The sequence below is a fragment of the Sinomonas sp. R1AF57 genome, assembly GCF_002224485.1.
Classification (GTDB): Bacteria; Actinomycetota; Actinomycetes; order Actinomycetales; family Micrococcaceae; genus Sinomonas; species Sinomonas flava.
The window spans coordinates 1,404,332-1,428,989 of record NZ_CP022463.1 but is presented as its reverse complement, the minus strand read 5'-3'; the positions used below and the strand labels follow the sequence as shown (position 1 = coordinate 1,428,989).

The 24,658-nt window shown below is 70.4% G+C and carries 22 protein-coding genes; 7 read left to right on the top strand and 15 right to left on the bottom strand.

Translation table 11 applies throughout. The features are described from left to right. Positions 1–34: 34 nt before the first annotated feature. The 11 genes from murD to CGQ25_RS06490 form a co-directional block, all read right to left on the bottom strand. Positions 35–1,564 carry a UDP-N-acetylmuramoyl-L-alanine--D-glutamate ligase gene (murD, locus tag CGQ25_RS06540; RefSeq protein ID WP_208712346.1) on the bottom strand — a complete coding sequence of 510 codons (1,530 nt, stop codon included), beginning with the start codon at positions 1,562–1,564 and terminating at the stop codon, positions 35–37. Continuing rightward, the gene (mraY, locus tag CGQ25_RS06535; RefSeq protein ID WP_208712345.1) at positions 1,561–2,670 is read right to left on the bottom strand and encodes a phospho-N-acetylmuramoyl-pentapeptide-transferase; all 1,110 of its coding nucleotides are present in this window, start codon (positions 2,668–2,670) and stop codon (positions 1,561–1,563) included. Before mraY ends, murD begins: the two co-directional genes overlap by 4 nt. Before the next feature lies 1 nt (position 2,671). Next, entirely contained in the window at positions 2,672–4,171 is a 1,500-nt protein-coding gene (gene murF / locus CGQ25_RS06530) for a UDP-N-acetylmuramoyl-tripeptide--D-alanyl-D-alanine ligase (protein WP_208712344.1), read from the bottom strand. Next, positions 4,168–5,850: a UDP-N-acetylmuramoyl-L-alanyl-D-glutamate--2,6-diaminopimelate ligase gene (locus tag CGQ25_RS06525; protein WP_208712944.1), complete on the bottom strand. Its 1,683-nt coding sequence runs from the start codon at positions 5,848–5,850 to the stop codon at positions 4,168–4,170. The genes murF and CGQ25_RS06525 overlap by 4 nt, the downstream gene beginning before the upstream one ends. A gap of 98 nt (positions 5,851–5,948) precedes the next feature. Further along, positions 5,949–7,736 carry a penicillin-binding protein 2 gene (locus tag CGQ25_RS06520; protein WP_255405748.1) on the bottom strand — a complete coding sequence of 596 codons (1,788 nt, stop codon included), beginning with the start codon at positions 7,734–7,736 and terminating at the stop codon, positions 5,949–5,951. A 146-nt stretch (positions 7,737–7,882) separates the two neighbouring features. Continuing rightward, the gene (locus CGQ25_RS06515) at positions 7,883–8,551 is read right to left on the bottom strand and encodes a hypothetical protein (protein WP_208712343.1); all 669 of its coding nucleotides are present in this window, start codon (positions 8,549–8,551) and stop codon (positions 7,883–7,885) included. 2 nt (positions 8,552–8,553) lie between these two features. After that, positions 8,554–9,543 (bottom strand): 16S rRNA (cytosine(1402)-N(4))-methyltransferase RsmH, encoded by a 990-nt coding sequence (gene rsmH / locus CGQ25_RS06510; protein ID WP_208712342.1) that lies wholly within the window; start codon positions 9,541–9,543, stop codon positions 8,554–8,556. Positions 9,544–9,703: 160 nt separating this feature from the next. Further along, a complete protein-coding gene (gene mraZ, locus CGQ25_RS06505) occupies positions 9,704–10,135 on the bottom strand; it encodes a division/cell wall cluster transcriptional repressor MraZ (protein ID WP_208712341.1) in 432 nt (143 codons plus the stop codon). A gap of 474 nt (positions 10,136–10,609) precedes the next feature. Further along, positions 10,610–10,975 (bottom strand): DUF3040 domain-containing protein, encoded by a 366-nt coding sequence (locus CGQ25_RS06500; RefSeq protein ID WP_208712340.1) that lies wholly within the window; start codon positions 10,973–10,975, stop codon positions 10,610–10,612. 212 nt (positions 10,976–11,187) lie between these two features. Further along, the gene (gene dinB, locus CGQ25_RS06495; RefSeq protein ID WP_208712942.1) at positions 11,188–12,357 is read right to left on the bottom strand and encodes a DNA polymerase IV; all 1,170 of its coding nucleotides are present in this window, start codon (positions 12,355–12,357) and stop codon (positions 11,188–11,190) included. 111 nt (positions 12,358–12,468) lie between these two features. Beyond that, a complete protein-coding gene (locus CGQ25_RS06490) occupies positions 12,469–12,756 on the bottom strand; it encodes a hypothetical protein (protein WP_208712339.1) in 288 nt (95 codons plus the stop codon). On the opposite strand from CGQ25_RS06490, the gene CGQ25_RS06485 reads away from it, so the two are divergent. Together CGQ25_RS06485 and CGQ25_RS06480 are read left to right on the top strand one after the other, a co-directional pair. After that, entirely contained in the window at positions 12,755–13,078 is a 324-nt protein-coding gene (locus tag CGQ25_RS06485) for a hypothetical protein (RefSeq protein WP_208712338.1), read from the top strand. The genes CGQ25_RS06490 and CGQ25_RS06485 overlap by 2 nt on opposite strands. 6 nt (positions 13,079–13,084) lie before the next feature. Further along, positions 13,085–14,191 (top strand): polyprenyl synthetase family protein, encoded by a 1,107-nt coding sequence (locus CGQ25_RS06480; protein WP_208712337.1) that lies wholly within the window; start codon positions 13,085–13,087, stop codon positions 14,189–14,191. 3 nt (positions 14,192–14,194) lie between these two features. Here CGQ25_RS06480 and CGQ25_RS06475 read toward each other — a convergent pair whose 3' ends face one another. After that, positions 14,195–14,548, bottom strand: a complete 354-nt coding sequence (locus tag CGQ25_RS06475) for an Rv2175c family DNA-binding protein (protein ID WP_208712336.1) — start codon at positions 14,546–14,548, stop codon at positions 14,195–14,197. A 229-nt stretch (positions 14,549–14,777) separates the two neighbouring features. On the opposite strand from CGQ25_RS06475, the gene CGQ25_RS06470 reads away from it, so the two are divergent. Further along, positions 14,778–15,935, top strand: a complete 1,158-nt coding sequence (locus CGQ25_RS06470; protein ID WP_208712335.1) for a lytic transglycosylase domain-containing protein — start codon at positions 14,778–14,780, stop codon at positions 15,933–15,935. Positions 15,936–15,990: 55 nt separating this feature from the next. Next, a complete protein-coding gene (pknB, locus tag CGQ25_RS06465; RefSeq protein ID WP_208712334.1) occupies positions 15,991–17,970 on the top strand; it encodes a Stk1 family PASTA domain-containing Ser/Thr kinase in 1,980 nt (659 codons plus the stop codon). A gap of 24 nt (positions 17,971–17,994) precedes the next feature. Here the strand turns inward: pknB and CGQ25_RS06460 are convergent, their stop codons facing one another. Together CGQ25_RS06460 and CGQ25_RS06455 are read right to left on the bottom strand one after the other, a co-directional pair. Beyond that, positions 17,995–19,392: a class II 3-deoxy-7-phosphoheptulonate synthase gene (locus CGQ25_RS06460; RefSeq protein ID WP_208712941.1), complete on the bottom strand. Its 1,398-nt coding sequence runs from the start codon at positions 19,390–19,392 to the stop codon at positions 17,995–17,997. Between the two features lie 62 nt (positions 19,393–19,454). Continuing rightward, entirely contained in the window at positions 19,455–20,180 is a 726-nt protein-coding gene (locus CGQ25_RS06455; RefSeq protein ID WP_208712333.1) for a 1-acyl-sn-glycerol-3-phosphate acyltransferase, read from the bottom strand. 162 nt (positions 20,181–20,342) lie between these two features. On the opposite strand from CGQ25_RS06455, the gene CGQ25_RS06450 reads away from it, so the two are divergent. Beyond that, a complete protein-coding gene (locus CGQ25_RS06450; RefSeq protein WP_255405620.1) occupies positions 20,343–21,104 on the top strand; it encodes a carboxylesterase in 762 nt (253 codons plus the stop codon). Then, complete coding sequence (locus tag CGQ25_RS06445) at positions 21,101–21,646, top strand: hypothetical protein (RefSeq protein WP_208712331.1); 546 nt, start codon at positions 21,101–21,103, stop codon at positions 21,644–21,646. Before CGQ25_RS06450 ends, CGQ25_RS06445 begins: the two co-directional genes overlap by 4 nt. Positions 21,647–21,655: 9 nt before the next feature. On the opposite strand, the gene CGQ25_RS06440 is transcribed toward CGQ25_RS06445, so the two are convergent. After that, a complete protein-coding gene (locus tag CGQ25_RS06440; protein ID WP_255405619.1) occupies positions 21,656–22,681 on the bottom strand; it encodes an ROK family glucokinase in 1,026 nt (341 codons plus the stop codon). Positions 22,682–22,828: 147 nt separating this feature from the next. Between CGQ25_RS06440 and CGQ25_RS06435 the strand changes: the two genes are divergently transcribed. Beyond that, a complete protein-coding gene (locus CGQ25_RS06435; RefSeq protein WP_208712329.1) occupies positions 22,829–24,652 on the top strand; it encodes a long-chain fatty acid--CoA ligase in 1,824 nt (607 codons plus the stop codon). The last annotated feature ends 6 nt before the right edge of the window (positions 24,653–24,658 follow it).

Genomic DNA, 24,658 nt, shown 5'->3' with positions numbered 1-24,658 from the left:
CCGTGCTCCGTCCTTCTACGTTCCTGCCTCAGGCTCAGCCGTGCTTGGAGAGGTGCTCCCGCACGGCCGCCATGAATGCTGAGCCCCGGTGCGCATAGGAGTCGAACTGGTCCATCGACGCCGCCGCCGGAGCCATCAGCACCGTATCGCCGTCGGCCGCACGCTCTGCAGCGAGGGCCACCGCCTGGGCCATGACCTCGTCGCCTGCGATGGCACCGCCGTTCTCTCCAGTCTCGCGTGCCGGGACGGGCAGGACGGGGACGCTGGGCGCGTGTCGTGCGAGAGCCTCGGCGAGTTCAGAGCTGTCCGCGCCAATGAGGACCACCGCCTTGAGGCGCCGCGCGTGTTCGGCGACGAGCTGGTCGTAGGCGACTCCCTTCGAGAGGCCGCCGGCGATCCACACGACGCTGCCGAAGGATGCGAGCGAGGCCGACGCCGCATGCGGGTTGGTGGCCTTGGAGTCGTTGACCCACGTCACCCCGGCCGCCTCGGCGACCTTCTGGATGCGGTGGTCGCCGGGCATGTAGGACTGGAGGCCTCGCTTGATCGCGGCCGGCTCGACGCCGTAGGCCCGCACGAGCGCCGCGGCGGCAAGCGCGTTGGCGACCATGTGCCGGGGGGCCACCGGCCCGATGTCGGTGATGGCGCCGAGTTCGGCAGCGTGGTCGCGGCGCTCTTCGATGAACGCGCGGTCCACGAGGAGCCCGTCGACGACGCCCAGCATGCTCACCGCCGGGGTCTGCGTGGTGAACCCGACGGCGCGGCAGCCCTCCACGACGTCGGCGTCCTCGACCATGCGCTCGGTCTCGATCTGCTCGGCGTTGTAGATGCAGGCCTTCTGCGTGTTCGCGTAGACGCGGGCCTTGTCCGCCAGGTAGCTCTCATAGGACCCGTGCCAGTCGACGTGGTCCTCGGCGACGTTGAGCACGACCGATGCGACCGGCGAGAGGGAGTTGGCCCAGTGCAGCTGGAAGCTCGAGAGCTCCACCGCGAACGCGTCGTACTCGACGGGCTCGCGGATCGCATCGAGGATCGGCTTGCCGACGTTGCCCACGGCCACGGCCTTGAGGCCTGCGGCGAGAAGCATCGACTCGGCCATGCCCACCGTCGTCGTCTTGCCATTGGTCCCGGTGATCGTGAGCCAGTCTGCCGTCTTCCTGCCGCGCCGCGTCCGCACCCGCCACGCGAGCTCGACGTCGCCCCAGACCGCGATGTCGCGGCGTGCGGCCTCGGCGAGCATCGCCTGGTCGGGACGCCACCCGGGCGATGTCACGACGAGCTCGGGCCACGCGCCGTCGACCTTCGGGAGCCGTTCGACGGCATCGGGGCCGAGGAGGACGTCCTCCGCGCCGACGATCCGCAGCGTCTCCGCCTGCGCGTGGGCGCGTTCGCTCGTCGCGGCGTCGACGACCACGACGGAGGCTCCCAGCTCGATGAGCGTGTCCGCCGCGGCAAAGCCCGAGACGCCGATGCCGGCCACGACGACCCGCAGGCCCGACCAGTCGGCGTCCCACGAGGTCAGGGACGCGAGCCGTTCGGCCGATTCAGAGGAAGTCCGTGTCACAGTCCTGCCACCCACTCTGCATAGAAGACGGCCAGGCCTCCGGCAACGCAGAGCCCGGCGAGGATCCAGAAGCGGACCACGACCGTCACTTCGGCCCAGCCCTTGAGTTCGAAGTGATGCTGCAGGGGCGCCATCTTGAAGAGGCGCTTCCCGTGCGTGGCCTTGAAGTACCCGACCTGCAGGATCACCGAGAGGGTGATGAGCACGAAGAGGCCGCCGATGATGCCGAGCAGCACCTGGGTGCGGGTCAGGATCGCGAACCCGGCGACCGCAGCGCCGATGGCGAGCGAGCCGGTATCCCCCATGAAGATCTTGGCCGGCGAGGTGTTCCACCACAGGAAGCCGACCAGCGCTGAGCTCATGACGGCCGCGAGGAGCGCGAGGTCCAGGGGATCACGCGTCTCATAGCAGACGCTTCCCGCGACGCGCGGGGAGTCGCATGCCTGGTTGCTCTGCCAGATCCCGATGAGCGTGTAGGCGCCGAAGACCATGATCGCGGCCCCGGCGGCGAGGCCGTCGAGCCCGTCCGTCAGGTTCACCCCGTTGCTCGCGGCCGTGACAATGAGGTTGGACCAGATCACGAACAGGATTGCGCCGAGGATCGTCCCGCCGAACGCGAGGTCCAGCCAGGGGATGTCCCGGAGGAACGAGATGTGCGTCGATGCCGGCGTGAGGCCCCTGCTGTCGGGGAACTGGAGCACGAGGAGAGCGAAGACGACTCCCACGAGTCCCTGGCCTATCAGCTTGGCGCGGGCAGACAGCCCCAGGCTCCTCTGCTTCGAGATCTTGATGAAGTCGTCGAGGAAGCCCACGAGGCCCATGCCGACCATGAGGAACAGCAGGAGTGCGGCGGAGATGCTCGGTCCCGTGCTGCCCGGGTTCATGAGCCAGCTGAGGAGGTGCGTGAGGTAGTAGGCGACCACGGACGCCAGCACGAACACGGCGCCGCCCATGGTGGGGGTGCCGCGCTTGGTGTGGTGGGTTGTGGGGCCATCGTCCCGGATGAACTGCCCGTAGCCCTTCCGCACGAGGAGCCGGATGAACAGGGGCGTTCCGACAAGGCCGAAGACGAGGGCCAGACCGGAGCCGATCAGCAGTGAGATCACGTCAGCTCCGATCCTGGGTGTCGTGGGCCCGGCCATGCCCGGCCAATGCTATCCGATCGCCGAGGTGCCGCAGGCCGACACCGTTGGACGACTTGAAGAGGACGAGGTCACCGGGTTCGAGCTCGCGCTCGAGGAGCTCGAAGGCGGCGTCTGCGTCCTCGACGAACGTGCACTCATTGCCCCACGAGCCCTCGTTCACGGCCGAGACGTACAGCGGGCGCGCCTCGCGGCCGACCACCACGAGACGGTCGATGTTGAGCCGCACGACGAGGGTCCCGACTGCGGTGTGCGCGGGGATGGACTCGTCGCCGAGCTCGAGCATGGCGCCCAGGACCGCCCACGTCCGGCGCCCCCGGCCCAGGTCCGCGAGCGTCTGGAGCGCGGCGCGCATGGACTCGGGGTTCGCGTTGTAGGCGTCGTTGATGACCGTGACGCCGTCCCCGCGCTCGGTGCGCTCCATGCGCCAGCGGCTTCCCGGGCCCTGAGCGGACAGGGAGGCCGCGATCGTCGCCACAGGGACGCCCGCGGCATGCGCCGCGGACGCGGCCGCAAGCAGGTTGGACGTGTGGTGCGCGCCGATGAGCCTGCTGGCCACGTGCACGGGCTCCTGCGCACCCACCGCGAGGTCGAACACGGGAGAGCCCCCGGCATCGACCGTCACGCCGTGCGCGGCGACGACCGTCCCGCGGGCCGACCACTCTGCGGCGTTCTCGGGGTGCTGGGTGAAGAGGACCAGGCGGGCGGCGGTCCGGGACACCATCGCACGGACCCGCGCGTCGTCGATGTTGATCACGGCCGTGCCTTCGGGAGCGAGCGCCTCGACAAGCTCGCCCTTGGCCAATGCGATGTTCTCGACGCCGCCGAACTCCCCGGCGTGGGCCGTGCCCACGAACAGGACGACGCCGATGTCCGGCTTGACCATCTGCGCCAGGTACTCGATGTGGCCGATGCCGGTCGCGCCCATCTCGATGACGAGGTAGCGGGTCCGCTCGTCCGCTCGGAAGACCGTGAGCGGCACGCCGACCTCGCCGTTGTACGACCCCTGGGGGGACACCGTCGAAGACGGCGTGGCCGAGCCCTCGGAGGTGGAACGGAAGATGCCGGCGACAAGGTCCTTCGTGGTCGTCTTGCCCGCCGAACCCGTGATGCCCACGACGGTGAGCTGCTCGCCGCGAGCGGCCCTGGCGGCCCTGATGCGCCTGACCGCCTCTCGGGCCAGTGCTCCCATGGCGAGCACGGCGTCGGGAACCACCACGCACGGGAAGGAAGCGCCCGAGGAGTCGGACACCTCCCGCTCGCACAGGGCGAGCACGGCGCCCGCTGCGAAGGCCGCCCCGACGAAGGCGTGGCCGTCTGCGGTCTCGCCGGGCTTGGCCACGTAGAGCGCGCCCGGCGTGGCCTCGCGCGAATCAGTGACGACGGAAAGGGGGACAGTGCTTGGGTCGCCTACAAGGCGACCGCCGGTGATCTCGGCGATCTGCGCCGCAGTGAAGTCAATCATTCCTTACCGGACTCTATAGGCTCGGCACCCACCGCGGTGAATCCGTGCTCGACCATGGCGGCCCGCAGTTCGGTGCGGTCGTCGAGGGCGTGGTCCACCCCGCTGACCTCTTGGACGGTCTCGTGGCCGCGCCCTGCGACGAGGATGACGTCCTCGCGCGCCGCGAGCGAGACGGCGTGCCGGATCGCCTCCGCGCGGGGCGCCACTTCATCGATCCGGCGGCCGAGGCCCCGGGCGCTGTCCTCGGCCCGCGCGCCCTCGAGGACGTCCGCGCGGATCGCCGCCGCGTCCTCGTCGTGGGGGTCGTCATCCGTGACGACGACGACGTCGGCGCCGCGCACTGCGACGGCGCCCATGATGGGGCGCTTGCCCACGTCGCGCTGCCCGGTCGCGCCGAAGACGACGATGAGGCGGCCGGGGGCGGGCGGCCGCACGGCCTCGAGCGCCCGTTCGAGGGCGTCCGGGTTGTGGGCGAAGTCCACGACGGCGGCGGGCTCGGTTCCCACGAGCTGCATGCGGCCGGGGACGTCGACCGAGAACGGGTCCGCGGCGTCAAGCGCAGACTGGACGTCCGCCAGGGCTGCTCCCGCGGAGACCACCAGCAGGGTCGCAAGCGCGGCATTGGCCACATTGAAACCCCCCGGAAGGCCCGTGTGGGCCCGCAGAATCTCGCCGTCCCGGTGGCGCAGCTCGAAGGCTGTCCCGAGTCCCCGGCGCTGGACCGCGGCGACGGTCCAGTCGGCGCCGGTGCCCGGGATGTCTGGCGAGACGCTCAGCGTGGTGACCGGGATCGGTGCTTCAGCGGCAAGGCGGCGTCCCCACGCGTCGTCGACCGTCACCACTGCCCGGGCGGCGCGTTCGGGCGTGAACAGGGCCGCCTTGGCCAGGAAGTACTCCTCCATGGTGCCGTGGAGGTCAAGATGGTCCTGCGTGAGGTTGGAGAATCCGACGGCGCTGTACCGCACGCCGTCCACCCGGCCGAACTCGATGGCGTGGGACGAGACTTCCATCGAGGCCGCAGTGACCCCGCGTTCCCGCATCAGGGCGAGGAGTGCGTGCACGTCGGTCGACTCGGGGGTCGTGAGGCGGCTGGGGATTGGCGTTCCGCCGGCCGAGATCTCGATCGTCCCGATGAGCCCGGTGCGGTGGCCCAAGGCGCTCAGGAGGGCGTTGGCGAAGTAGGTCGTGGTCGTCTTGCCGTTGGTCCCGGTCACGCCGATCAGGAGCATGGGATCGCCGGCGTCCTGGCTGCGGTACACCCGTGCGGAGACCGGCCCGACGGCCGCGCGGGGCCGGTCGAGGACCAGGATCGGGACGCGCTCGAGGGCGTCGTCGAGGGCGAGCTGCCGTGCGCCCTCGTCGTCGGTCAGGACAGCGACGGCGCCGGCGTCGACCGCCTGGTGGGCGAAGTCGGCGCCGTGGCGGGTCGCGCCGGGCAGCGCGAAGTAGAGGTCGCCCGGGAGCACAGCCCGCGAGTCGAGGCTCGCACCCGTGATTTCCACCTCAGGGTCGATCGTCTCCTCGGGGAGTCCAACCAGCCGGGCGATCTGAGCGAGGGGAATCGGCGCCACTCTGGCCGGCCGGAACGCTGCCGCCTGGTCCCGCGGGGACTGGGCTCGCTGCTGGGAGTGGCCCCCCGGCTGGGAGTCGCGCGGAATGGGCTTCCTGCCCGTGGGCATGGGCTGCTCGCTCACGTTCACCTTCACTGCTCGGGAGTCTCCAACTGTAGTCGCTCGGACGCGTCCGCCGTCGGCCGCCGCCGCACGGACCGGGCCGCTCACTGCGCGTACTGGGGAAGCCGCGCAGGGGTGCCAGTGGACGGCGGGACGTTGTACAGCCGGAGGGCCTGGCCCATCACGGAGCGGAAGACGTCCGCGTTGCCGATGCCGAAGATGTCGCCCTTGGGCCTCTGGATCACGACGGCGACGACGAACCTTGGGTCCTCCATCGGTGCCATGCCCACCAGAGACGACGTGACGCCGCTGTAGCCGGGCACCCCATCCTCGCGGGGAGCTTCCGAGGTCCCCGTCTTCGCTCCCACCCGGTAGCCGTCGATCGCGGCGGGCTTGACCTCGCCCTCAGTCACGTCGCTCTCGAGCATGTCCTTGACCTGCTGCGCGGTGTCCCTGCTGACCACTTGGGTCGGTGCCGCCGCCTGCGGCGACTCGGTGCGCCCGTCCTTGTCCACATACGCGTCGATGAGGCGTGGCTGGAGCATGGAACCGTTGTTCGCGATGGCCTGGTAGGCCCGTACGGTCTGCAGCGTGGACTGGGTGACGCCCTGCCCGAACAGGACGGTGTACTGCTGCCGCGTGTCCCATTCCTCCGGGGTGTGCAGGATGCCCTGCGCTTCGCCGGGGAGCCCGATGTCCACCGGCTGGCCGATCCCGAACCGGCTGAACCAGTCGTAGCGCTGCTGCGGTGAGAGCTCCTTGCCGGCCATCACCGTTCCGGTGTTCATCGAATACCCGAGGATGCCGGCGAGCGTCCGCTGCTCGGTCCCGTGTGTGAAGGCGTCGGCGAAGGTCTCGCCGTCGATCGTGTAGGTGGGCGGGATCGTATACCGGCTCAGCGGGTTCGCCTTGCCCTCCTCGATGAGGGCGGCGAGCGTGAGGGTCTTCTGCACCGAGCCCGGCTCGTACGCCGCCGACACGGCCCGGGCGCCCCGGTCCTTGGCAGCTGTCTTGCCGGGATCGTTGGGGTCGACCGAGTTCGAGTCGGCCATGGCGAGGATGTTGCCCGTCTTGGCATCCATGACGATCGCGATGCCCCACTCCGCGCTGTACTTGTTCGTCTGGGTCTGGATGGCCTGCTGGGCGAAGTACTGGAGGTCGGAGTTCAGCGTGAGCCGGACCGTCTTGCCGTCCTCCGCCTCGGTCAGCTTGTCGGTCGCCACCGGAATGCGGAGCCCGTCCGCGCCGATCTCATAGACGCGCGAGCCGTCCTTGCCGGTCAGCTCCCCGTCCTGGGTCTGCTCGATTCCGGCGAGGGCGCTGCCATCGGAGCCGAGGAAGCCGACGACGTTGCCGCCCACCGCTCCGTTCGGGTAGACGCGCTGGGTCACGCCCTCGGAGAGGATCCCGGGGAAGCCGACGGCCATCACCCGGTCCTCGGTGTCCGGCGTGACGTTCCGCGCGACGTAGTTGAACGGCTTGTCGCCGGTGATCGCGGCCGAGACGTCTGCCAACGGCTTCCCGAGCGCGTCGGCGAGTTCCTGCAGCGCCTGGTCTCGGGAGACCTTCACGATCTGCCAGCCGCCGTCGGGGTTGTCGACGCGGCGCTCGATCTCCGTGAAGTCAGGCGCCGACGCAAGCCTCTGGTCGACCGTGATGTTGTAGCGGATGACGCTGGTGGCCAGGACGGTGCCGCGGGAGTCGACGATCTGCCCGCGCTGGGCCGGCAGCACGGTGGTCTGGAGGCGCTTGCTCAGGGCGGCCTCCGCCAGGCCGCCGACATCGAAGCCCTGGACCAGCACCAGCCTGCCCCCGAGCACCACGAGGAAGGCGAGCATGACCGCCAGGCCGAGCCGCAGGCGCCGGGCTCCCTTGGCCGCTCGCTTCGCGATCCCGACGCCTTCCCGGGGCGACGCACCGCTCGACGCGGTCCGGCCCGTCGGCCTGCTGCTCGATGCCACGCTCTGTCCTCGGCTTCCGTTCTCTCGTGCCGGCCGGGCTCGCCTAGCCGGCCGGCAGGGCTTCCGGCTGCCCGGGCCTAGCGCGTGGGTTCGCGCTGGGCCGGCGCCGGGATGCTGCCACCGTTGAGGGCCTTGGCCGCAGCGGCCGCCTTCTCCGCCGCGGCCTTGTCTGCCGCAGTCTTGTCTGCGGCGGGTGCAGCCGTCCCCGCGGCCGCCGCGTTCGCGGCTGCCCGGGCCTCGAGCGGGTCCTTGCTGTCCGGCGCCGGGGTGACCGCAATCTGCCCGGGGACGGCCGGTGCCGCAATCGCGGCGATCTGGCTGCCACCCTTCTGCGCAGCCTTGGCCTCCCCCGTGACCGCGAGCGTCTTCAGGTCAATCTGCCCCTTCGACGTCGACGCGACCATACCCAACTGTGCCGCACGCGCAGCCAGATTCTGGGGAGCCTCGTAGTTCTGGACACGCTGTGTCAGGTCCTGGTTCTGCTTCTGCAGGGTCAGCTGCTCATTCCGGAGCTGGACGAGCTGGTACTGCCCAGTCGAGACCGAGATGTTCAGGATGAGGACAGTCACGAGTGCCGCGGCGAGAACGCCCAGGCAGAAGATCGCGAACGGCGCCCTGCGGCGCGCGGGAAGGGTGCGCACGACCGCAAGCGGCGCCCTCCGCGACGGCGCCTGAGGCTTGGTGGATGCGGGGAACGCAAGCGCTGAGGTGCCCGCAACCGCCGTCTTCCGCTGTGCTGCGCTCATCGTCAGCTCCTCTCCCTGATGCGCTGCGCTGCCCGCAGGCGGGCCGACGCAGCCCGCGGGTTCTCTGCAATCTCCTCGGCGGTGGGCACTTCGGTTCCCTTCGTCAGGATCTTCAGCTCTGGCTTGTGCTCATCGAGCTCGACAGGGAAGCCTGGAGGCGCCGACGAGCGGCTGCGCGCCTGCAGGGCTGCCTTGACGATCTTGTCTTCGAGCGAGTGGTAGCTCATCACGACGATCCGGCCGCCGAGCCGCAGGGAATCGACGGCGGCGGGGACAGCGCGTTCGAGCACGTCGAGTTCCTCGTTGACCTCGATGCGGAGGGCCTGGAAGGTCCGCTTGGCGGGATGGCCGCCTGAGCGGGCGGCAGCCGCGGGCACGACGGCGCGGATCGCCTCGACGAGCTCGCCCGTGGTCTCGATGGGCCTCCCGGCCCGCACCGCGACGATGTTCCGGGCGATCCGGCCCGCGAACTTCTCCTCGCCCCACGCCCGGATGATGCGCGTCAGGTCTTCCACGCTGTAGGTGTTCACGACGTCCGCCGCGGTGTGGCCGCGGCTCGTGTCCATCCTCATGTCCAGCGGAGCGTCGTAGGAGTAGGCGAAGCCACGCTCGCGCTCGTCGAGCTGGAGGGAGGACACCCCGAGGTCCATGAGGATGCCGTCCGCCCCGGGAAGGCCCACGCTGTCGAGCACCTCGGGGATCTCGTCGTAGACCGCGTGGACGAGCCGGGCGCGCGCGCCGAAGGGAGCCAGCCGGGCCCCGGCGAGGGCGAGCGCCTGCTCGTCGCGGTCGACGCCGACGAGCGTCACGTCCGGGAAGCGCGCCAAGATGGCCTCGCTGTGCCCGCCCATGCCCAACGTCGCGTCGACGACAACGGGTGAGCGGCCGGCGTCGTGCGCGGCCTCGATGCCCCCCGCCAGCAGGTTCACGCAGCGATCGAGGAGCACTGGAACGTGGCGCTCGGACGTGGGCCTGTCCTCGTGCTGCGGCACCTGTCGCTCCTTCCGTTGTGGTTCGTGCGTGCAGTGCTGGCCGGTGGCCGTGCTCCGGCGGAGCCCAGATCCCCCTCCGCGCCGGTATTGCCGCCTGGCTCCGGGGAAGGAGAGCCAGGAAGGCTTCCGGGCGGCTGGAGATCTCAGCCCGCCGGGGGATTCAGAGGATCCCGGGTATCGCGTCGTCGTCGGTCTCCGAGAAGGCGGATTCCTTCTCGGCCAGGTAGTCCTCCCAGGCCCGGGCGTCCCAGATCTCCGCCCGGGTCCCCACGCCGATCACGGCGAGGTCCCGGTCCAGACCCGCGTACTTCCGCAGGTTCGGGGGGATCGTGACGCGCCCCTGCTTGTCAGGCACCTCGTCGGAGGCCCCAGACAGGAAGACCCTCAAGTAGTCACGCGCCTGGCGGGAGGAGATAGGGGCTTCCCGCATCTGCTCGTGGACTCTCTCGAACTCCTTCTGGCTGAAGACGTAGATGCAGCGCTCCTGGCCTCTGGTCAGAACCAGCCCTTCGGCCAGTTCGTCCCGGTACTTGGCCGGGAGGATCAGGCGCCCCTTCTCGTCCAGACGCGGCGAATACGTACCGAGCAACACCGGCACCACCACCCGTCCGTTCGAGGCTGAACGTCCCTATCCGCCACTTCCCTCCAACATCCCCCACTTTACTCCACTCCCCTCCCCCGTCAACGAGGAGCGACACGGGATGTCGCACCAAGCGTGCAAACGACTCGCGCAGAAAAGCCCAGAATCTCGGGGATTCCGGGCGGGCACGGATGGAGACGGGTGTCTGGCAGCAGGTGGAGGGCGGTGGGGGGCCACAGAGCAGGCAGCCGCCCTCAGCATTGGTTTCGGGCACCAGGCAGACGCGCTCCGAGCAGGTGCCGGCGCCTGAGGGGAGCAAAGTGGAGGGATCGCGGAGTGAGCGCGCAGAAGCGCCCCGGACCGATCAGGTCCGGGGCGCTCGTTCGCCGCGCGCGTCAGGCCGTAAGGAACAGGCCAAGCAGTCAGGAGTCAGGTCGAACTGCCTGTAGGCATGCACCATCGGCCGCATGCAGGGAGTCGCTCGGGTCAGGCCTCGTCCCGGCGACGCTCGTCCCATTGGGCCTCAAGCCGCTGCAGGAACCCGCCGCTCCGAGTCCTCTTGGACGCGCCCGGGCCGCTGCGCCGCCTTCCGGGCCGACGCAGGGTGCCGTAGTAGACACTGGCTCCCATGAGCAGGAATCCGAGAACCCCTACGAAGATGTTCTGCAGATTCACCCCGAGGAGCAGCACCAGGATGCCGACGATGACCCCGAGGACCCCGAGCACGATGTGCTTCGTCGAGAAGGTCCGGAGGGCATCGGCGCCCATGGAGTCCGCAAACTTCGGGTCCTCCTCATGGAGCTGCTTCTCAAGCTGCTCCAGCATCTTCTGTTCGTGCTCCGACAGAGGCATGGCGACTCCTTCACGCATACAGCCGATGACGGCCCCATCAACTGCATCAACGCACTGACCCGGTGTTGGGTTCCCTGCCGGACGAGCCGATGCGGACCCGACCGCCCACCGGGAACCTCCAGCCGACTCACTGCAACCAATATTCGAGGTCCTTTAAGGATAGAACGTCCCAGTAGGTTCCAACAGAGACTTGATACCCACCACGGGCCGAGCTAGTCACCCTCGCGTGGGCGGGATTCGGGCGGATCGGGAGCCGCCAGGAGGCGCGCCGGCCGCAGGGCGCCGGATCCGAACTTCTCGCTGACCCGATCCAGCGCCTGCTCGGCGGTGCGCCAGTTGTCCTCCGACCGGTCGAGGCTCAGCTGCCGAGGGGACCCCGCCGAGGCAGCGAGCCGCTCCCCCCGGATGCCGATGAGGCGGACGGCCAACGGCCGTGGGCCCAGACCCGCGAGCAGCGTCCGGGCTGCAGAGTAGAGCTGCTGTGCGCTGTCAGTCGGCACGCCCAGGGTGTGGGAGCGGCTGAGTGTCGAGAAGTCGGAGTAGCGCAGCTTGAGCGCCACCGTCCCCGCCGCAAGACCACCGGCGCGCAGTCGTCCTGCGACGCGGTGGGCGAGCCGCAGGAGCTCCCGGTGGAGGTCGCCGTCGTCCCACACGTCGACTGCGAACGTCTCCTCGGCGCCCAGGCTCTTCTCGAGCCGGACCGGCGTGACGGGCCGGGCATCGATGCCCCAGCTGAGCTGCCTCGCGTGGAGGCCCGAGGCGCCGAGCACGCGTTTGAGGGTCGACTCGGGGGTGTGCGCCAGATCCTCGACGGTGTGGATCCCGAACCGCGCGAGGACCTCGCGCGTCTTTCCGCCGATTCCCCACAACGCTCCGACGGGCAGGGAGTGGAGGAACTCGATGGTCCTCTCCGGCCTGATGACGAGGAGGCCGTCCGGCTTCGACCGTGCCGAAGCGATCTTCGCCACAAACTTCGTGGCGGCGACCCCGACCGAGGCCGTGATGCCGAGTTCGGCACGGATCCGCTCCTTCACCATCGCCGCAATGCGCTCGGGCGGCCCCAGTCGGCGCACAGCACCGGAGACGTCGAGGAAGGCCTCGTCGACGCTCAGCGGCTCCACGAGGTCGGTGAAGTCCCGGAAGATGCCCATGAGCTGCGCGGAGACCGCGTAGTAGAGGCGGTGGCGCGGCTCCACCACGATCGCGTCCGGACACTGCCGCAGCGCTGCGGACATCGGCATAGCGCTGCGGATGCCGAACGCGCGTGCCTCGTAGCTCGCGGACAGGACGACCGAGCGCTCCGCGGGAAAGCCGACGATCACGCGGCGGCCGCGCAGCTCGGGGCGCTCGCGCTGCTCAACCGCGACGAAGAAGGCATCCATGTCCACGTGGAGGATTCCGCGCTGCCGCTGGGACTCGAGCGGCTCGCCCCGGGGGGCTTCTCCCAGCGTCTCCACGGACCCATCGTAGGCCGGGCAGAGCGTGGCCGCCGACTAGACTGGGCGGGACCTGACAGCTGAAGAGAGGGACACGGTGATCACAACCGGCAGGAAGATCGGACTCGTCTGGGCAGGCGTCTGCACGTCGGCAGCACTCGCGCTCGCGGGCTGCTCGACGGGGGCGCAGGCAGGGAGCAGCTCCTCGAGCACCTCCGCGACGGCGAGCCCCTCGGCCTCGGCTGCGTCGCCGTCGTCGTCCGCCTCGCCTTCAGCGAGCACGACGCCGAGCGCGACCGTTAGCGCGATTGCGCCAGGCTTCCCGTCCCAGCTCATCCCGCTCATGCCCGGCGCGACCCCCCTGGCGACGAGCTTCGACGGCTCGACGGACCCCGCGGTCGCGTCCCTCGTGGCCGGCAGCAGCAAGTCCTCGGCCAACGAGATGCTCGAGTACTACACGCAGGAGCTCACGCGGCAGGGGTTCACCGCCGTGCCGGCGGCCAGCGCCTCGGCGGGGACCGCGTCGGCCCTTGCCGCCGCTGGGACACTGGTGCGGGACTTCGTCCGTTCGGGCGGCAAGGAGACGGCGACCATCACTGTCGTGACGGCGAACGGCCAGGCCGTCGCCACGGTGGGCATCTCTGTGAACCAGTCGGCGTTCAAGTAGGCCCAGATGCAGAAGCCCAGCACCGCTCCCACCGTCCACGAGGCCGAGCAGGCGCGCTACCGCGAAGCACTGAATGCCGAGCTCGGCGCCTTCCTCGAGGAGCAGCGGCAGAGCATGGCCGGCGTGTCCGGCGATGTCGCGCCGCTCATGGACGCCATCTCGGGTCTCGTGGCCGGCGGGAAGCGGCTGCGGGCCATGCTCTCCTACTGGGGGTGGCGGGGCGCCGGGGGCGCAGAGCTCGCCGCGGAACCTGTCCGGGCGGGGGCGGCGCTCGAGCTGTTCCAGGCCGCGGCCCTGATCCATGACGACATCATCGACCGTTCGGACACCCGGCGCGGCGCCCCGAGCGTGCACCGCCGCTTCTCGAACCTGCACGGGGATTCGGGATGGGCGCTTGACCCCGAGCGCTTCGGCCAGGCCGCCGCGATCCTCACGGGCGACCTGTGCCTGTCCTTCAGCGAAGAGGCCTTCACCGCGGTGGGCCGGGCGGCGGCGTCGGGCTCGTCCGCCCGGCGCCTCTTCAACGCGATGAGGGCGGAGGTGATGGCCGGCCAGTACCTCGACGTGCTCGAGGAGGTCGCCGGGCCGGTCCGGCCGCGTGAGGATGCCGTGCAGCGGGCACGGACGGTGATCCGCTACAAGTCTGCGAAGTACTCCACGGAGCATCCCCTCGGGATCGGCGGCGCGCTCGCCGGGGCGGACGAGGCCCTGCTGCGAGGGTACTCGGAATTCTCCCTGCCGCTCGGGGAGGCGTTCCAGCTGCGCGACGACGTCCTGGGCGTCTTCGGGGACCCGCTCACCACAGGAAAGCCCGCCGGGGACGACCTCCGGGAGGGAAAGCGGACCGTGCTGGTCGCCCTCGCCCTCGATGCAGCGGGCGAGGCCGCCCGCACGGAGCTCGAGCACGGCCTCGGCAACGCGTCCCTCACCCTCGCCGAGGTCGACCGGCTCCGCGACGTGGTCGCGGCCACCGGAGCACTGGAGTCCACGGAGCGGCTCATCGACGAACTGGCCGAGCGCGCCTTCTCGGCGCTGGACAGGCTCCCTTTGGACGGTGTGGTCCGCGGCGCGCTCGAAGCGCTCGGGCGCGCCGCGGTCCGCAGGGCTTCCTGACGCCTACCAGGCCAGGATCTGGGCCCGGCGCCGGATCTCGGTCTTGCGGCCTTCGCGCAGGGCGTCGATCGGGCGGCCGCGGAGGGACTCGTCCGGCGTGTAGAGCCACGCGACGAGTTCCTCGTCACTGAAACCCGCGTCCGCCAGGACGGCGATCGTGCCCTTGAGGCTGTCCACTACATGGTCTCCCTCCAGGAAGAGGGCGGGGACCGATCGGATCTTCCGCTCGCCGACGCGAAGCGCCACGAGGGCGCGCTCGTCCAGGAGCCCGTGCACCTTGGTGACCGTGCAGCCCAGCCGCTCGGCGACGTCCGGCAGGGGCAGCCATTCCGACACCAGGTTCTCAATATCACTCACGCCCTTAGCGTGCCATGACGCGGCGCTGCGCACCTAGTCGCGCCACCGCCGAAAAGGACGGCGACCCCACCCCGGGAAGCCTTATCTTGTGCCGCTTGGTAATTCGTGAGAGATTCGCAATCGTCACTCCCGTAACATCAGTCAGAGAATTCACAAACATAACGTCTTTATCAGGTGTACCTCCTTGCACAGGAGTGACACACCATCCGCCGCTCCAGGAGGACGACCGATGAGCACGTCAGGCACGACCAGCACGACCGCTGCCAAGCCCACCTTCCCCCTCGTCGCCGCGACCACCGCGGTGCTCCCCGCCGTGGCACTCTCGTCCTTGGCGCTCGCGGCTCCCGCCTCGGCCGCCCCGGCCGTGCACGTCCCCGGGTCGCTCTCCGCTGCGATGGAACGCGCAGGCCAGCAGGCCGCCGTCGTCCCCGCGTCCGAGATCGCGGCCCTCGTGCCATCGCGGCTCGCCCCAGCCCAGGCGCCCGCCCAGACAACCCCGCCGGCCGACTACACGATCCGCAGCGGCGACACGGTGACGTCGATCGCGGGACGGTACGGGCTGAAGGTGGCGGATGTGCTTGCGCTCAACAAGCTCACCCCCTCCACGGTCATCTACCCCGGGCAGAAGCTCCGGCTCACGGGCACAGCATCGGCGGAGCCAGCGGCGCAGCGCCAGCCGGCATCGGCTCCCTCCACGGCCGCTGGCACGACCTACACGATCAAGCCAGGCGACACGCTCTACGGGATCAGCGCCCGGCTCAACGTGCCCATCGGCGACCTCCTCGCCGCCAACCGGCTGAGCCTCACGAGCGTGATCTACCCGGGCAAGCCGCTCCAGATCCCGGGGACCGCCCAGCCCGCGGCTGCGGTCGCGCCGGCATCGTCGGCGGCCCCGCAGCCACTCGTCGGCGACACGTTCCTCGGCTACAAGTACCCGGACCCCGTCGTCGCCTCGGCGAATGAGAACAAGCGGCTGCTCAACGCTGCACCCGTGCCGGGGCGGGAGGAGATGAAGCAGATCATCGCTGGCACCGCGCGCTCCATGGGCGTGGACCCGGCCCTCGCGCTGGCGTTCGCGTACCAGGAGTCCGGCTTCAGCCAGCGGGCTGTCTCCCCTGCCAACGCGATCGGCGCCATGCAGATCGTGCCGTCTTCGGGGACCTGGGCGTCGGACCTCGTCGGGCGCAGGCTCAACCTGCTCGACCCGCGCGACAACGCCACGGCCGGCATTGCGATCATCCGGGCCCTGCTGCGCACCAGCAAGGACGAGGACACTGCCATCGCGGGCTACTACCAGGGCCAGTACTCCGTGAGCAAGCACGGCATGTACGACGACACGAAGGCGTACGTCGCAGCGATCAAGTCCCACCGCGACACGTTCCGCTGAGGCGGCCATCGAGCCCAGTCGGCGCCGGACGCCGGGCACGGCATAGGATCGAGGAGTGAACGGAAAGCTGAGCGACGCGCTCGTCGGCTCGCTCGTTGGCGGCCGGTACCGCGTGGAGTCGCGCCTTGCGATCGGCGGCATGGCGACGGTGTACGTGGCCAGCGACACGAACCTCGAGCGCGAGGTGGCCCTCAAGGTCCTCCATCCCCACCTGAGCCAGGACCCCAGCTTCGCGGAGCGCCTCGAGCACGAGGCCAAGGCCGCGGCGCGGCTGTCCCACCCCCACGTCGTGTCGGTGCTGGACCGCGGGCACGACGGGGACGTCTTCTTCCTCGTCATGGAGTACGTCCCGGGCAGGAACCTGCGCCAGCTCCTCAACGAGTCCGGCCCGCTCGCCCCGAAGCAGGCCCTCGCGCTCATCTATGCCGTCGTCGAGGGCCTCGCAGCCGCCCATGCGGCCGGGCTGGTGCACCGCGACATCAAGCCTGAGAACGTGCTCCTGGGCGACTCCGGCCAGATCAAGGTCGCGGACTTCGGCCTGGCGCGGGCTGCGACGGCGTCGACCAGCACCGGCCTGACTCTGGGAACCGTGGCCTACATCGCCCCGGAGCTGGTACAGCGCACTGGGGGCGACGCCCGCAGCGACCTCTACTCCGTGGGGATCATGCTCTACGAGCTCCTCACGGGACGCCAGCCGTTCCGCGGCGACCTTCCGGACCAGATCGCCTACCAGCACCTCACGGCGGACGTGCCACCCCCCTCCGAGCTCGTTCCCGGGCTGTCCCCGGAGCTCGACGAACTGGTGCAGTGGGCCGCGGCGAGGGATCCCGAGGACCGGCCCGTCGATGCAGAGGCTCTCCTCGGTGAGATCCGGCACATCCGCACCCACCTGAGCGATGCGCAGCTCGACCTCCGCGCGGGCTCCACGGAGCACCTCCCACAGACCGGCTCCGCGCGGACCGACGTCCTTCCGGCGGCCCGGACCGAGGTCATCGGCGCCGTGTCAGCCAACCACACCACCGTGATGCCGCATGCGACGGTTCCCGCCCCTGGGACTCCCCGCCAGGCACGGAAGCGAGAACGCGACGCCGCTCGGGAGGCCGCTACCGCGGCCGCGACGCCCACGAAGACGCTCGCTCCCGGAGGGCGACGGCGAGGAGTCGTCTGGGCGCTCATCGTCATCGTCCTGGCCCTCGTCGCCGCCCTCGCGGGCTGGTTCTTCGGCGTGGGGCCGGGAGCCGCCGCCACCGTGCCGAACGTCAAGGAGCTCACGGTGGCCCAGGCGACGCCCCTGTTCGAGCGTGCCGGACTCGCCTTCTCGACCCAGGACGTGTTCGACGACGCCGTGGCGGCCGGCCTCATCGTCGGAAGCACGCCCCCCGGGGGAACCGAGATCCGCAGGTTCCAGGGCGTGAGCCTCCTGGTGTCGAAGGGACCGCAGCTGTTCCCGCTCGAGGACCTGCGCGGCCGCTCCCTCGACGAGGCCAAGGCGGGCATCGCGCGCGCCCAGATGGCTCTCGGCGCGGTGACCGAGGCCTACAGCGAGACCGCGGCTGCGGGGACCGTCACCGCCCAGGACCCGGGTCCGGGCACCCCGCTGAGGCGGGGCGCCGCCGTCGCCCTCACGGTCTCCAAGGGCCCGCAGCCCATCCCGGTCCCGCAAGTGGTCGGCAAGAGCCAGTCTGAGGCACTTGCGGCGCTGCGCGCGGCCGGCCTGGACCCGGTGGTGAGTGCGGACGAGGTCAACGACCGCAGCATACCGAAGGGCGCCGTTGCCGCCCAGTCCCCCGGCGCCGGAACGGCGCTGACGAAGGGCGGCAAGGTGACGCTGACCATCTCCAAGGGCCCCAAGCTGGTCAGGGTCCCCAACTACGTGGGAAAGCAGGCCGACCAGGCCGCTGACGCGTTGAGGAAGCTGGGCTTCGACGTGCGCATCGAGAAGGTGCTCGGTGGCTTCTTCGGCACGGTCCGCGCCCAGGACCCCGTGGACGCGGACGTGCCGGAGGGCAGCACGGTGACGCTCACCGTCGTCTGAGCGGCCTGGCCGGGAACACCTCCCTCAGGCCCTCTTGGAGAGGGCGCTCGCCACGAGGAAGGCCATCTCGAGCGACTGCATGTGGTTCAGTCGCGGGTCGCACACCGACTCGTAGCGGTCGGCGAACGCGTCCTCGTCGATCGGATCGGAGCCGCCCAGGCACTCGGCCACGTCGTCGCCCGTCATCTCCATGTGCAGGCCGCCAGGGATCGTGCCCAGGGACTCGTGCACCTCGAAGAAGCCGCGGACCTCGTCCACCACGTCGTCGAAGCGGCGCGTCTTGTAGCCGTTCTGGCTCGTGACCGTGTTGCCGTGCATCGGGTCGGTGACCCAGAGGACCCGCGCGCCCGAGGCGGTGACCTTCTCGATCACGGGCGGAAGCTTCTCGCGGATGTTCTTCGCACCCATGCGCGTGATGAACGTCAGCCGGCCGGGCTCGCGCTCGGGGTCGAGGCGGTCGATGAGGCGCAGTGCGTCGTCGCCGGTGGTCGACGGGCCGAGCTTGACCCCGATCGGGTTGCGGACCCGCGAGAGGAAGTCCACGTGCGCGTGGTCGAGCTCGCGCGTGCGCTCGCCGATCCAGAGGAAGTGGGCGGAGGTGTCGTAGGGCAGGCCCGTGCGCGAGTCGATGCGCGTGAGCGGCCGCTCGTAGTCCAGCAGGAGCGCCTCGTGGCTCGCGAAGAACTCGACCCGCTTGAGTGCCTCGAAGTCCGCGCCGCAGGAGTCCATGAACTTGATCGCCCGGTCGATCTCGCGGGCGAGCGACTCGTAGCGGGCGTGGGCGGGGTTCTCGGTGAAGCCCTTGTTCCACATGTGCACGAGGCGCAGGTCTGCGAAGCCGCCCTGTGTGAAGGCCCGGATGAGGTTCAGGGTCGAGGCCGAGGTGTGGTAGGCGCGGAGCATGCGGTTCGCGTCGTGGGCCCGGGACTCCGGAGTGAAGTCGTAGCCGTTGACGATGTCGCCCCGGTAGGCGGGCAGGGTCACGCCGTCGCGCGTCTCATCGTTGGACGAGCGGGGCTTGGCGAACTGCCCGGCCATGCGCCCCATCTTGATGACCGGAAGCTGTGCGCCGTACGTCAGGACCACGGCCATCTGGAGGATTGTGCGCACGCGGGCGCTGATCTTGTCGGCAGTCGCCGCCCCGAACGTCTCGGCGCAGTCGCCGCCCTGGAGCAGGAACGCGCGCCCCTCGGCGGCGGCCGCGAGCCGCTCCCGCAGGACGTCGACCTCGCCGGCGAACACGAGCGGCGGGAGGATCGACAGTTCGGCGACCGCGCGGTCGAACGCCCCGGGGTCCGCCCACGTGGGCTGCTGGGAGATCGGCAGGGAACGCCAGTTGTCGAGGCCCGGGTAGTCGGCTGCGCCGCTCTGCGCTGTGCTGGTGAAGCGGGCCGCGGGCGATACGGAGAGATCAGTCACGATCCAAGGTTAGTCCCACCGCGGATAGCGGCACTGTCCTGGACCCTATGCGTCGCGCCCGGCGCCTATACGTCGTGTCCTCCCCTGGTGCGGTGCTTCGCATGCGACGCCTGCTCGGCCAGCTGGGCCTTCACGACGGCGGCGTAGACGTCCGCGTACTCCTGCGCCGAGAGCTGCTGGATGTGGCGCATGATCCGGTCGGTGACCTCGCGCTGCACCCCGCGGTCCTCGGCCCTGTCGTAGAACTCCGAGAAGTCGAGCGGGCGGCCGATCACGATCCCGACCCGGCGGATCGACGGGAAGCGCTGCCCGATCGGCTGGACCTTCTCGGTGCCGATCATGGCCACCGGGACGACGGGGACACGGGCCGTCAGCGCGAGCCGCGCCACGCCCACCTTTCCCCGGTAGAGCCTTCCGTCCGGGCTCCGGGTGCCTTCGGGGTAGATGCCGAGGAGCCCCCCCGAGCGCAGGACGCCGCCCCCGGCGTCGAGCGAGGCGGTGGAGGCCTCCCCGCCCGAGCGGTTCATCGGCAGCTGGTTCGTCGCCCGGAAGAACAGCGCCGTGAGCCGCCCCTTGAGTCCGGTGCCGGTGAAGTACTCCTGCTTGGCGAGGAACACCACGGGGCGATGGACCATGACCGGCAGGAAGATCGAGTCGGAGAACGAGAGGTGGTTGGAGGCCAGGATGGCGGCCCCGTCGCCGGGAACGTTCGCGAGTCCCTTGATCCAGGGACGGAAGAGCAGCTTGACGATCGGACCGATGAAGATCCGCTTCAGGATCCAGTAGACCAAGGATGGGCCTTCCGCCGTGGGCCGGTGCTGCTCTCACTGTAGTGTCACGGGAGCGCGTGCACCCGCACACTCGGAGTGTCACGATGGACCCATGGTCTCTTCTGACGTGCGCAGGCTCGCCCCACGGGAGACTCCGGCCGTGATCGGGGCATAATGCATGGCATGGACAGCCCCTCGGGCCCCATCGGGGTCGCGCTCAGCCACGGGTTCGGCGGCAGCCTCGCCGGCGTCGCGCCGTGGGCCGACGCCCTGCAGGAAGCGGGCTTCCGCGTCTCCGCGCCGCTCCTGCCCGGCCATGGGACGTCGTGGCAGGATCTTGCCACCCGGTCCTGGGGCGAGTGGTACGAGGCCTACGAAGCGGCGTACCACGAACTCGCCCAGGACTGCTCGACCGTGATCGCCGCCGGGCTGTCCATGGGCGGCGCCCTCGCGCTCCGCCTCGCCGCGCGCCAGAAGGTCGGGGGCGCCGTCGTGGTCAACCCCGCGCTCGTGGTCGACGACCCCCGGTCGTACGTCTCGGTGCTGCTCCAGCACGCGCTGCGCTCGGTGCCGGGAATCGCCAACGACATCAAGCTCGCCGGGGCCGACGAGGGCGCCTACGCCCGCCTTCCCGTGCGGGCCGCGCACCAGATGAAGCTGATGTTCAGGGACACCGTGGCCTCGCTTCCGAGCGCCAGCGCTCCCCTGCTCGTCTTCCGTTCCACGGTCGACCGCGTCGTGACGAGCGAACGCAGCGTCGCCGCGATCGCCCGCCTGTACGGCGGCGACGACATCCGCATTGTCCGGCTCCGGGACAGCTACCACGTGGCGACGCTCGACAATGACGCCCCCACGGTCTTCCGGCGCTCGGTCGACTTCATCCGCGAGGTCGCCGGGCTTGCCGCGCCGACGGGACACGCCGACGCGGCGGGGAGCGGCGCGTGAACGGCCGCCCGGATCCCGACAGAGCCGACCACGCCGCCGACGACGACGCGTGGCGCGACCTCGTGGCGCGCCTTCGCGGAGGGGAAACTGGCATCGAGGCCGACGGTCCCGCACCCCCGGAGCCCTCTGCTGCCGAGCGGGCCGCGGCGGCCGAGGCAGGGCTCGAGGCCGGCCGAGCCGGCAACGCCGCGGACCCGGCGCAGTTCAGCGACTTCGATCCGCTCGGGCTCTCGCGGCCTTCCGCGGTGCACCGGCTCGGCCGAGGTCCGGTCGGCGAGGAACCGGACGAGCACGTCGTGGGCGACTTCGTGCCGGAGGAACCGAAGCCCGTCCTCGCCGGGGCCGATCCCGCCGTCGTGCTCGCCTGGTGCGGTGCGCTCGGCGGCCCGCTCGCGCTCCTCGTGTTCGCGCTCGTGTGGCGCGCCGTGCCCGGGTTCGTGATCGCGCTGCTCATCGCGGCGTTCGTGGCCGGAGTCGGCGTGCTCATCATGCGGCTGCCGCGGCACAAGGAGGACGACGGCGACGACGGGGCGCGCGTCTGAGGCGCGTCCTCAGCGCACCCCGCCGTGGGAGCGGAGGTTCACCCGTGAGAGGTCCGCGGCGCCGATGAGTCCCGCCTCCGGGCCGAGGGCGGCCCGCTCGATCCGAGCAGGGGGCCTGAACCCGCGGCCGGTGAGGTTGCGGGCGAACGCCCGCCGGGCCGGTGCGAGAAGCAGTTCACCCGCGTCGCACAGGCCTCCGCCGATCACGAAGGTGCCCGGGTCGAGGGCGGCGGCGAGGTTCGCGAGTCCGAGCCCGAGCCACTCCCCCACGTCCTCGAGCAGCTCCCGGCACGCGGCGTCGCCCTCGCGCGCGAGCTGGGTGACCACCGCCCCCGTGATGGCATCGGGGATGCCTCCGACGGCGCGCAGGAGCTCCTGCGCGACCGGGGAGTTCGCGCGTGCGAGCTCACGCGCCTCGCGGCCCAGGGCGTTCCCGGAGGCGTACTGCTCCCAGCACCCGCGGTTGCCGCACTCGCAGCGGTGGCCTCCGGGAACGATGATCTGGTGGCCGTACTCGCCGGCGACCCCGTAGCGGCCGCGTTCGAGGCGCCCGGCGAGCACCATGGCGCCGCCGATCCCGGTCCCGAGTGTGATGCACACGAGGTGGCTCTCGTGCCGGCCGGCCCCAAAGCGCCATTCCGCCCAGGCGGCGGCGTCGGCATCGTTGGCAAGGTGGACCCGGCGGCGCAGGAGCTTCTCAAGGTTGTCCCGCAGCGGCTCGTTGCGCCACGCGAGGTGAGGGCTGAAGAGGACGGTCCCCCCGCCGAGGTCCATCCACCCGGCCGCACCGATTCCGACCGACGAGATGCGATGGTCCGCGCTCAGCTCGTCCACGAGCTCGGCGATCACCCGTTCGACTTCCCGGGGCTGTGAACCGGGGGTTGCCCGACGCGCACGGCTCAGCACGTGTCCCTCGGCGTCGACCACCCCGGCGGCGACCTTGGTCCCTCCGATGTCGATCCCGATGGCGAGGCCCCGCCGCCTCAGCCGAGGGTCGTGCGGTCGAAAGGTCGGGGCGAAGCGGGGTCTGGGCACGAGCGCCATTGTAGTGGCGCGAAGGGTCGTCCCCGACTAAAGTTACTGGCCAGTAGCAAAACACCGTGATCCACGGCACAACCCGTCTGAGGGCCTTGGATATGGTTAAGCCATCTCCCACGCACCGGGAGACACAAAGGAGAAATCGTGCGCGAGAAGACCGTAGCTCCCCTCATTCCCCAGCCCGTTGCCGCCAACATCACCGACTTCGTGGTCGAGCAGGCCGAGAAGCCCGCCAACCCGCCGCTCTTCGCGAGGCGGGATGCGCAGGGGGTGTGGCAGGACATCACGGCCCGCGAGTTCCGCGAGGACGTGTCCCGGATCGCCAAGGGCCTCATCGCCGAGGGAATCGGGCCCGGAGACCGGGTCGGCATCCTGGCGCGCACCTGCTACGAGTGGTCGCTCGTCGACTTCGCCATCTGGTTCGCGGGCGCCGTGTCGGTCCCGATCTATGAGACGTCCTCGCCCACCCAGATTGCATGGAACCTCGGCGATTCAGCGGCAGTCGCCGCCTTCGGGGAAACCGCGCACCATGAGGACGCCATCCGGCAGGCCGTCGAGTCCGAGGGGCTGGACGCGGTCCGCCATGTGTGGCAGCTGACGCCGGCAAGCCTCGACGCGCTCAGGGCCGCGGGGGCCAAGGTCTCGGACGACGAGCTCGAGGCGCGCCGCAGCGCGGCGACGCTGGACAGCCTGGCGACGATCATCTACACCTCGGGCACCCTCGGCAAACCGAAGGGCTGCGAGCTCACCCACGGCAACTTCGTCGCGCTGTCCGAGAACTCGGCCGCGGCGCTCTCCGAGGTGGTCCAGCAGCCCGGCGCCAGGACGATCATGTTCCTGCCCCTGGCCCACGTCTTCGCCCGGTTCATCTCCGTGCTCAGCGTCGCGGCCGGGTGCAAGGTGGCCCACACGCCGGACATCAAGAACCTCTTGGCCGACCTCCAGAGCTTCGAGCCGACGTTCATCCTCGCGGTCCCGCGCGTCTTCGAACGGGTCTACAACTCAGCGCTGACCAAGGCCGAGGACGGCGGGAAGGGCAAGATCTTCCACCGGGCGGCCGACACCGCGATCGCCTGGTCCAAGGCCCACGCCGACAACGGCAGGCCCTCGCTCGGCCTGAGGCTGCAGCACGCGGCCTTCGACCTGCTGGTCTACCGGAAGCTTCGCGCCGCCATGGGCGGCCACATCAGATACGCCGTCTCCGGGGGCGGCCCGCTCGGCGAGCGCCTCGGCCACTTCTTCCACGGCATCGGGCTCACGGTCCTCGAGGGCTACGGCCTCACCGAGACCACCGCCCCGATCACGGTCAACACCCCCGGACTCATCAAGATCGGCACCGTGGGCGCCCCGCTCCCCGGCAACGCTGTGCGGATCGCGGACGACGGGGAGATCCTCGCCAAGGGCGTCTGCGTCATGCGGGGGTACCACAATCTCCCCCAGCTCCATGCGCAGACCTTCACCGACGGCTGGTTCCGCACGGGGGACATCGGCGAGCTCGACGGCGACGGCTACCTCCGCATCACAGGCCGCAAGAAGGACATCATCGTGACCGCAGGCGGCAAGAACGTCGCGCCGGCGCACCTCGAGGACCAGATCCGCGCGGACGCCGTCGTCTCACAGGTCGTGGTGGTGGGCGACAACCGGCCGTTCATCGGCGCACTCGTGACGCTCGATGCCGATGCCCTCCCCGGCTGGCTCGAGCGCAACGGGCAGCCTGCCGCCCTCTCGATCGTCGAGGCGTCGACCCATCCCGCCGTCCTCGCACACGTGCAGTCCGTGATCGACCGGGCGAACGCGAGCGTGTCGAAGGCCGAGGCAATCAAGTCGTTCCGCGTCGTGCCGACGGACTTCACCGAGGACTCCGGGCACCTCACGCCGTCGCTCAAGGTCAAGCGCGCCCAGGTCATGGAGGACTTCGGCCAGTACGTCGAGGAGATCTACTCCGCGCCCAAGCCCACCACCGTCTGAGCTGCC

What these genes read in the sequence shown, in the direction of transcription:
- CGQ25_RS06525 (WP_208712944.1), bottom strand. Translation starts at nt 5,850, where the DNA reads ATGCCCACGGGCAGGAAGCCCATTCCGCGCGACTCCCAGCCGGGGGGC.
- CGQ25_RS06485 (WP_208712338.1), top strand. Translation starts at nt 12,755, where the DNA reads ATGCCCGGCGCGACCCCCCTGGCGACGAGCTTCGACGGCTCGACGGAC.
- CGQ25_RS06480 (WP_208712337.1), top strand. Translation starts at nt 13,085, where the DNA reads ATGCAGAAGCCCAGCACCGCTCCCACCGTCCACGAGGCCGAGCAGGCG.
- dinB (WP_208712942.1), bottom strand. Translation starts at nt 12,357, where the DNA reads ATGGATGCCTTCTTCGTCGCGGTTGAGCAGCGCGAGCGCCCCGAGCTG.
- CGQ25_RS06515 (WP_208712343.1), bottom strand. Translation starts at nt 8,551, where the DNA reads ATGAGCGCAGCACAGCGGAAGACGGCGGTTGCGGGCACCTCAGCGCTT.
- CGQ25_RS06470 (WP_208712335.1), top strand. Translation starts at nt 14,778, where the DNA reads ATGAGCACGTCAGGCACGACCAGCACGACCGCTGCCAAGCCCACCTTC.
- CGQ25_RS06500 (WP_208712340.1), bottom strand. Translation starts at nt 10,975, where the DNA reads ATGCCTCTGTCGGAGCACGAACAGAAGATGCTGGAGCAGCTTGAGAAG.
- CGQ25_RS06490 (WP_208712339.1), bottom strand. Translation starts at nt 12,756, where the DNA reads ATGAGCGGGATGAGCTGGGACGGGAAGCCTGGCGCAATCGCGCTAACG.
- CGQ25_RS06450 (WP_255405620.1), top strand. Translation starts at nt 20,343, where the DNA reads ATGGACAGCCCCTCGGGCCCCATCGGGGTCGCGCTCAGCCACGGGTTC.
- murF (WP_208712344.1), bottom strand. Translation starts at nt 4,171, where the DNA reads ATGATTGACTTCACTGCGGCGCAGATCGCCGAGATCACCGGCGGTCGC.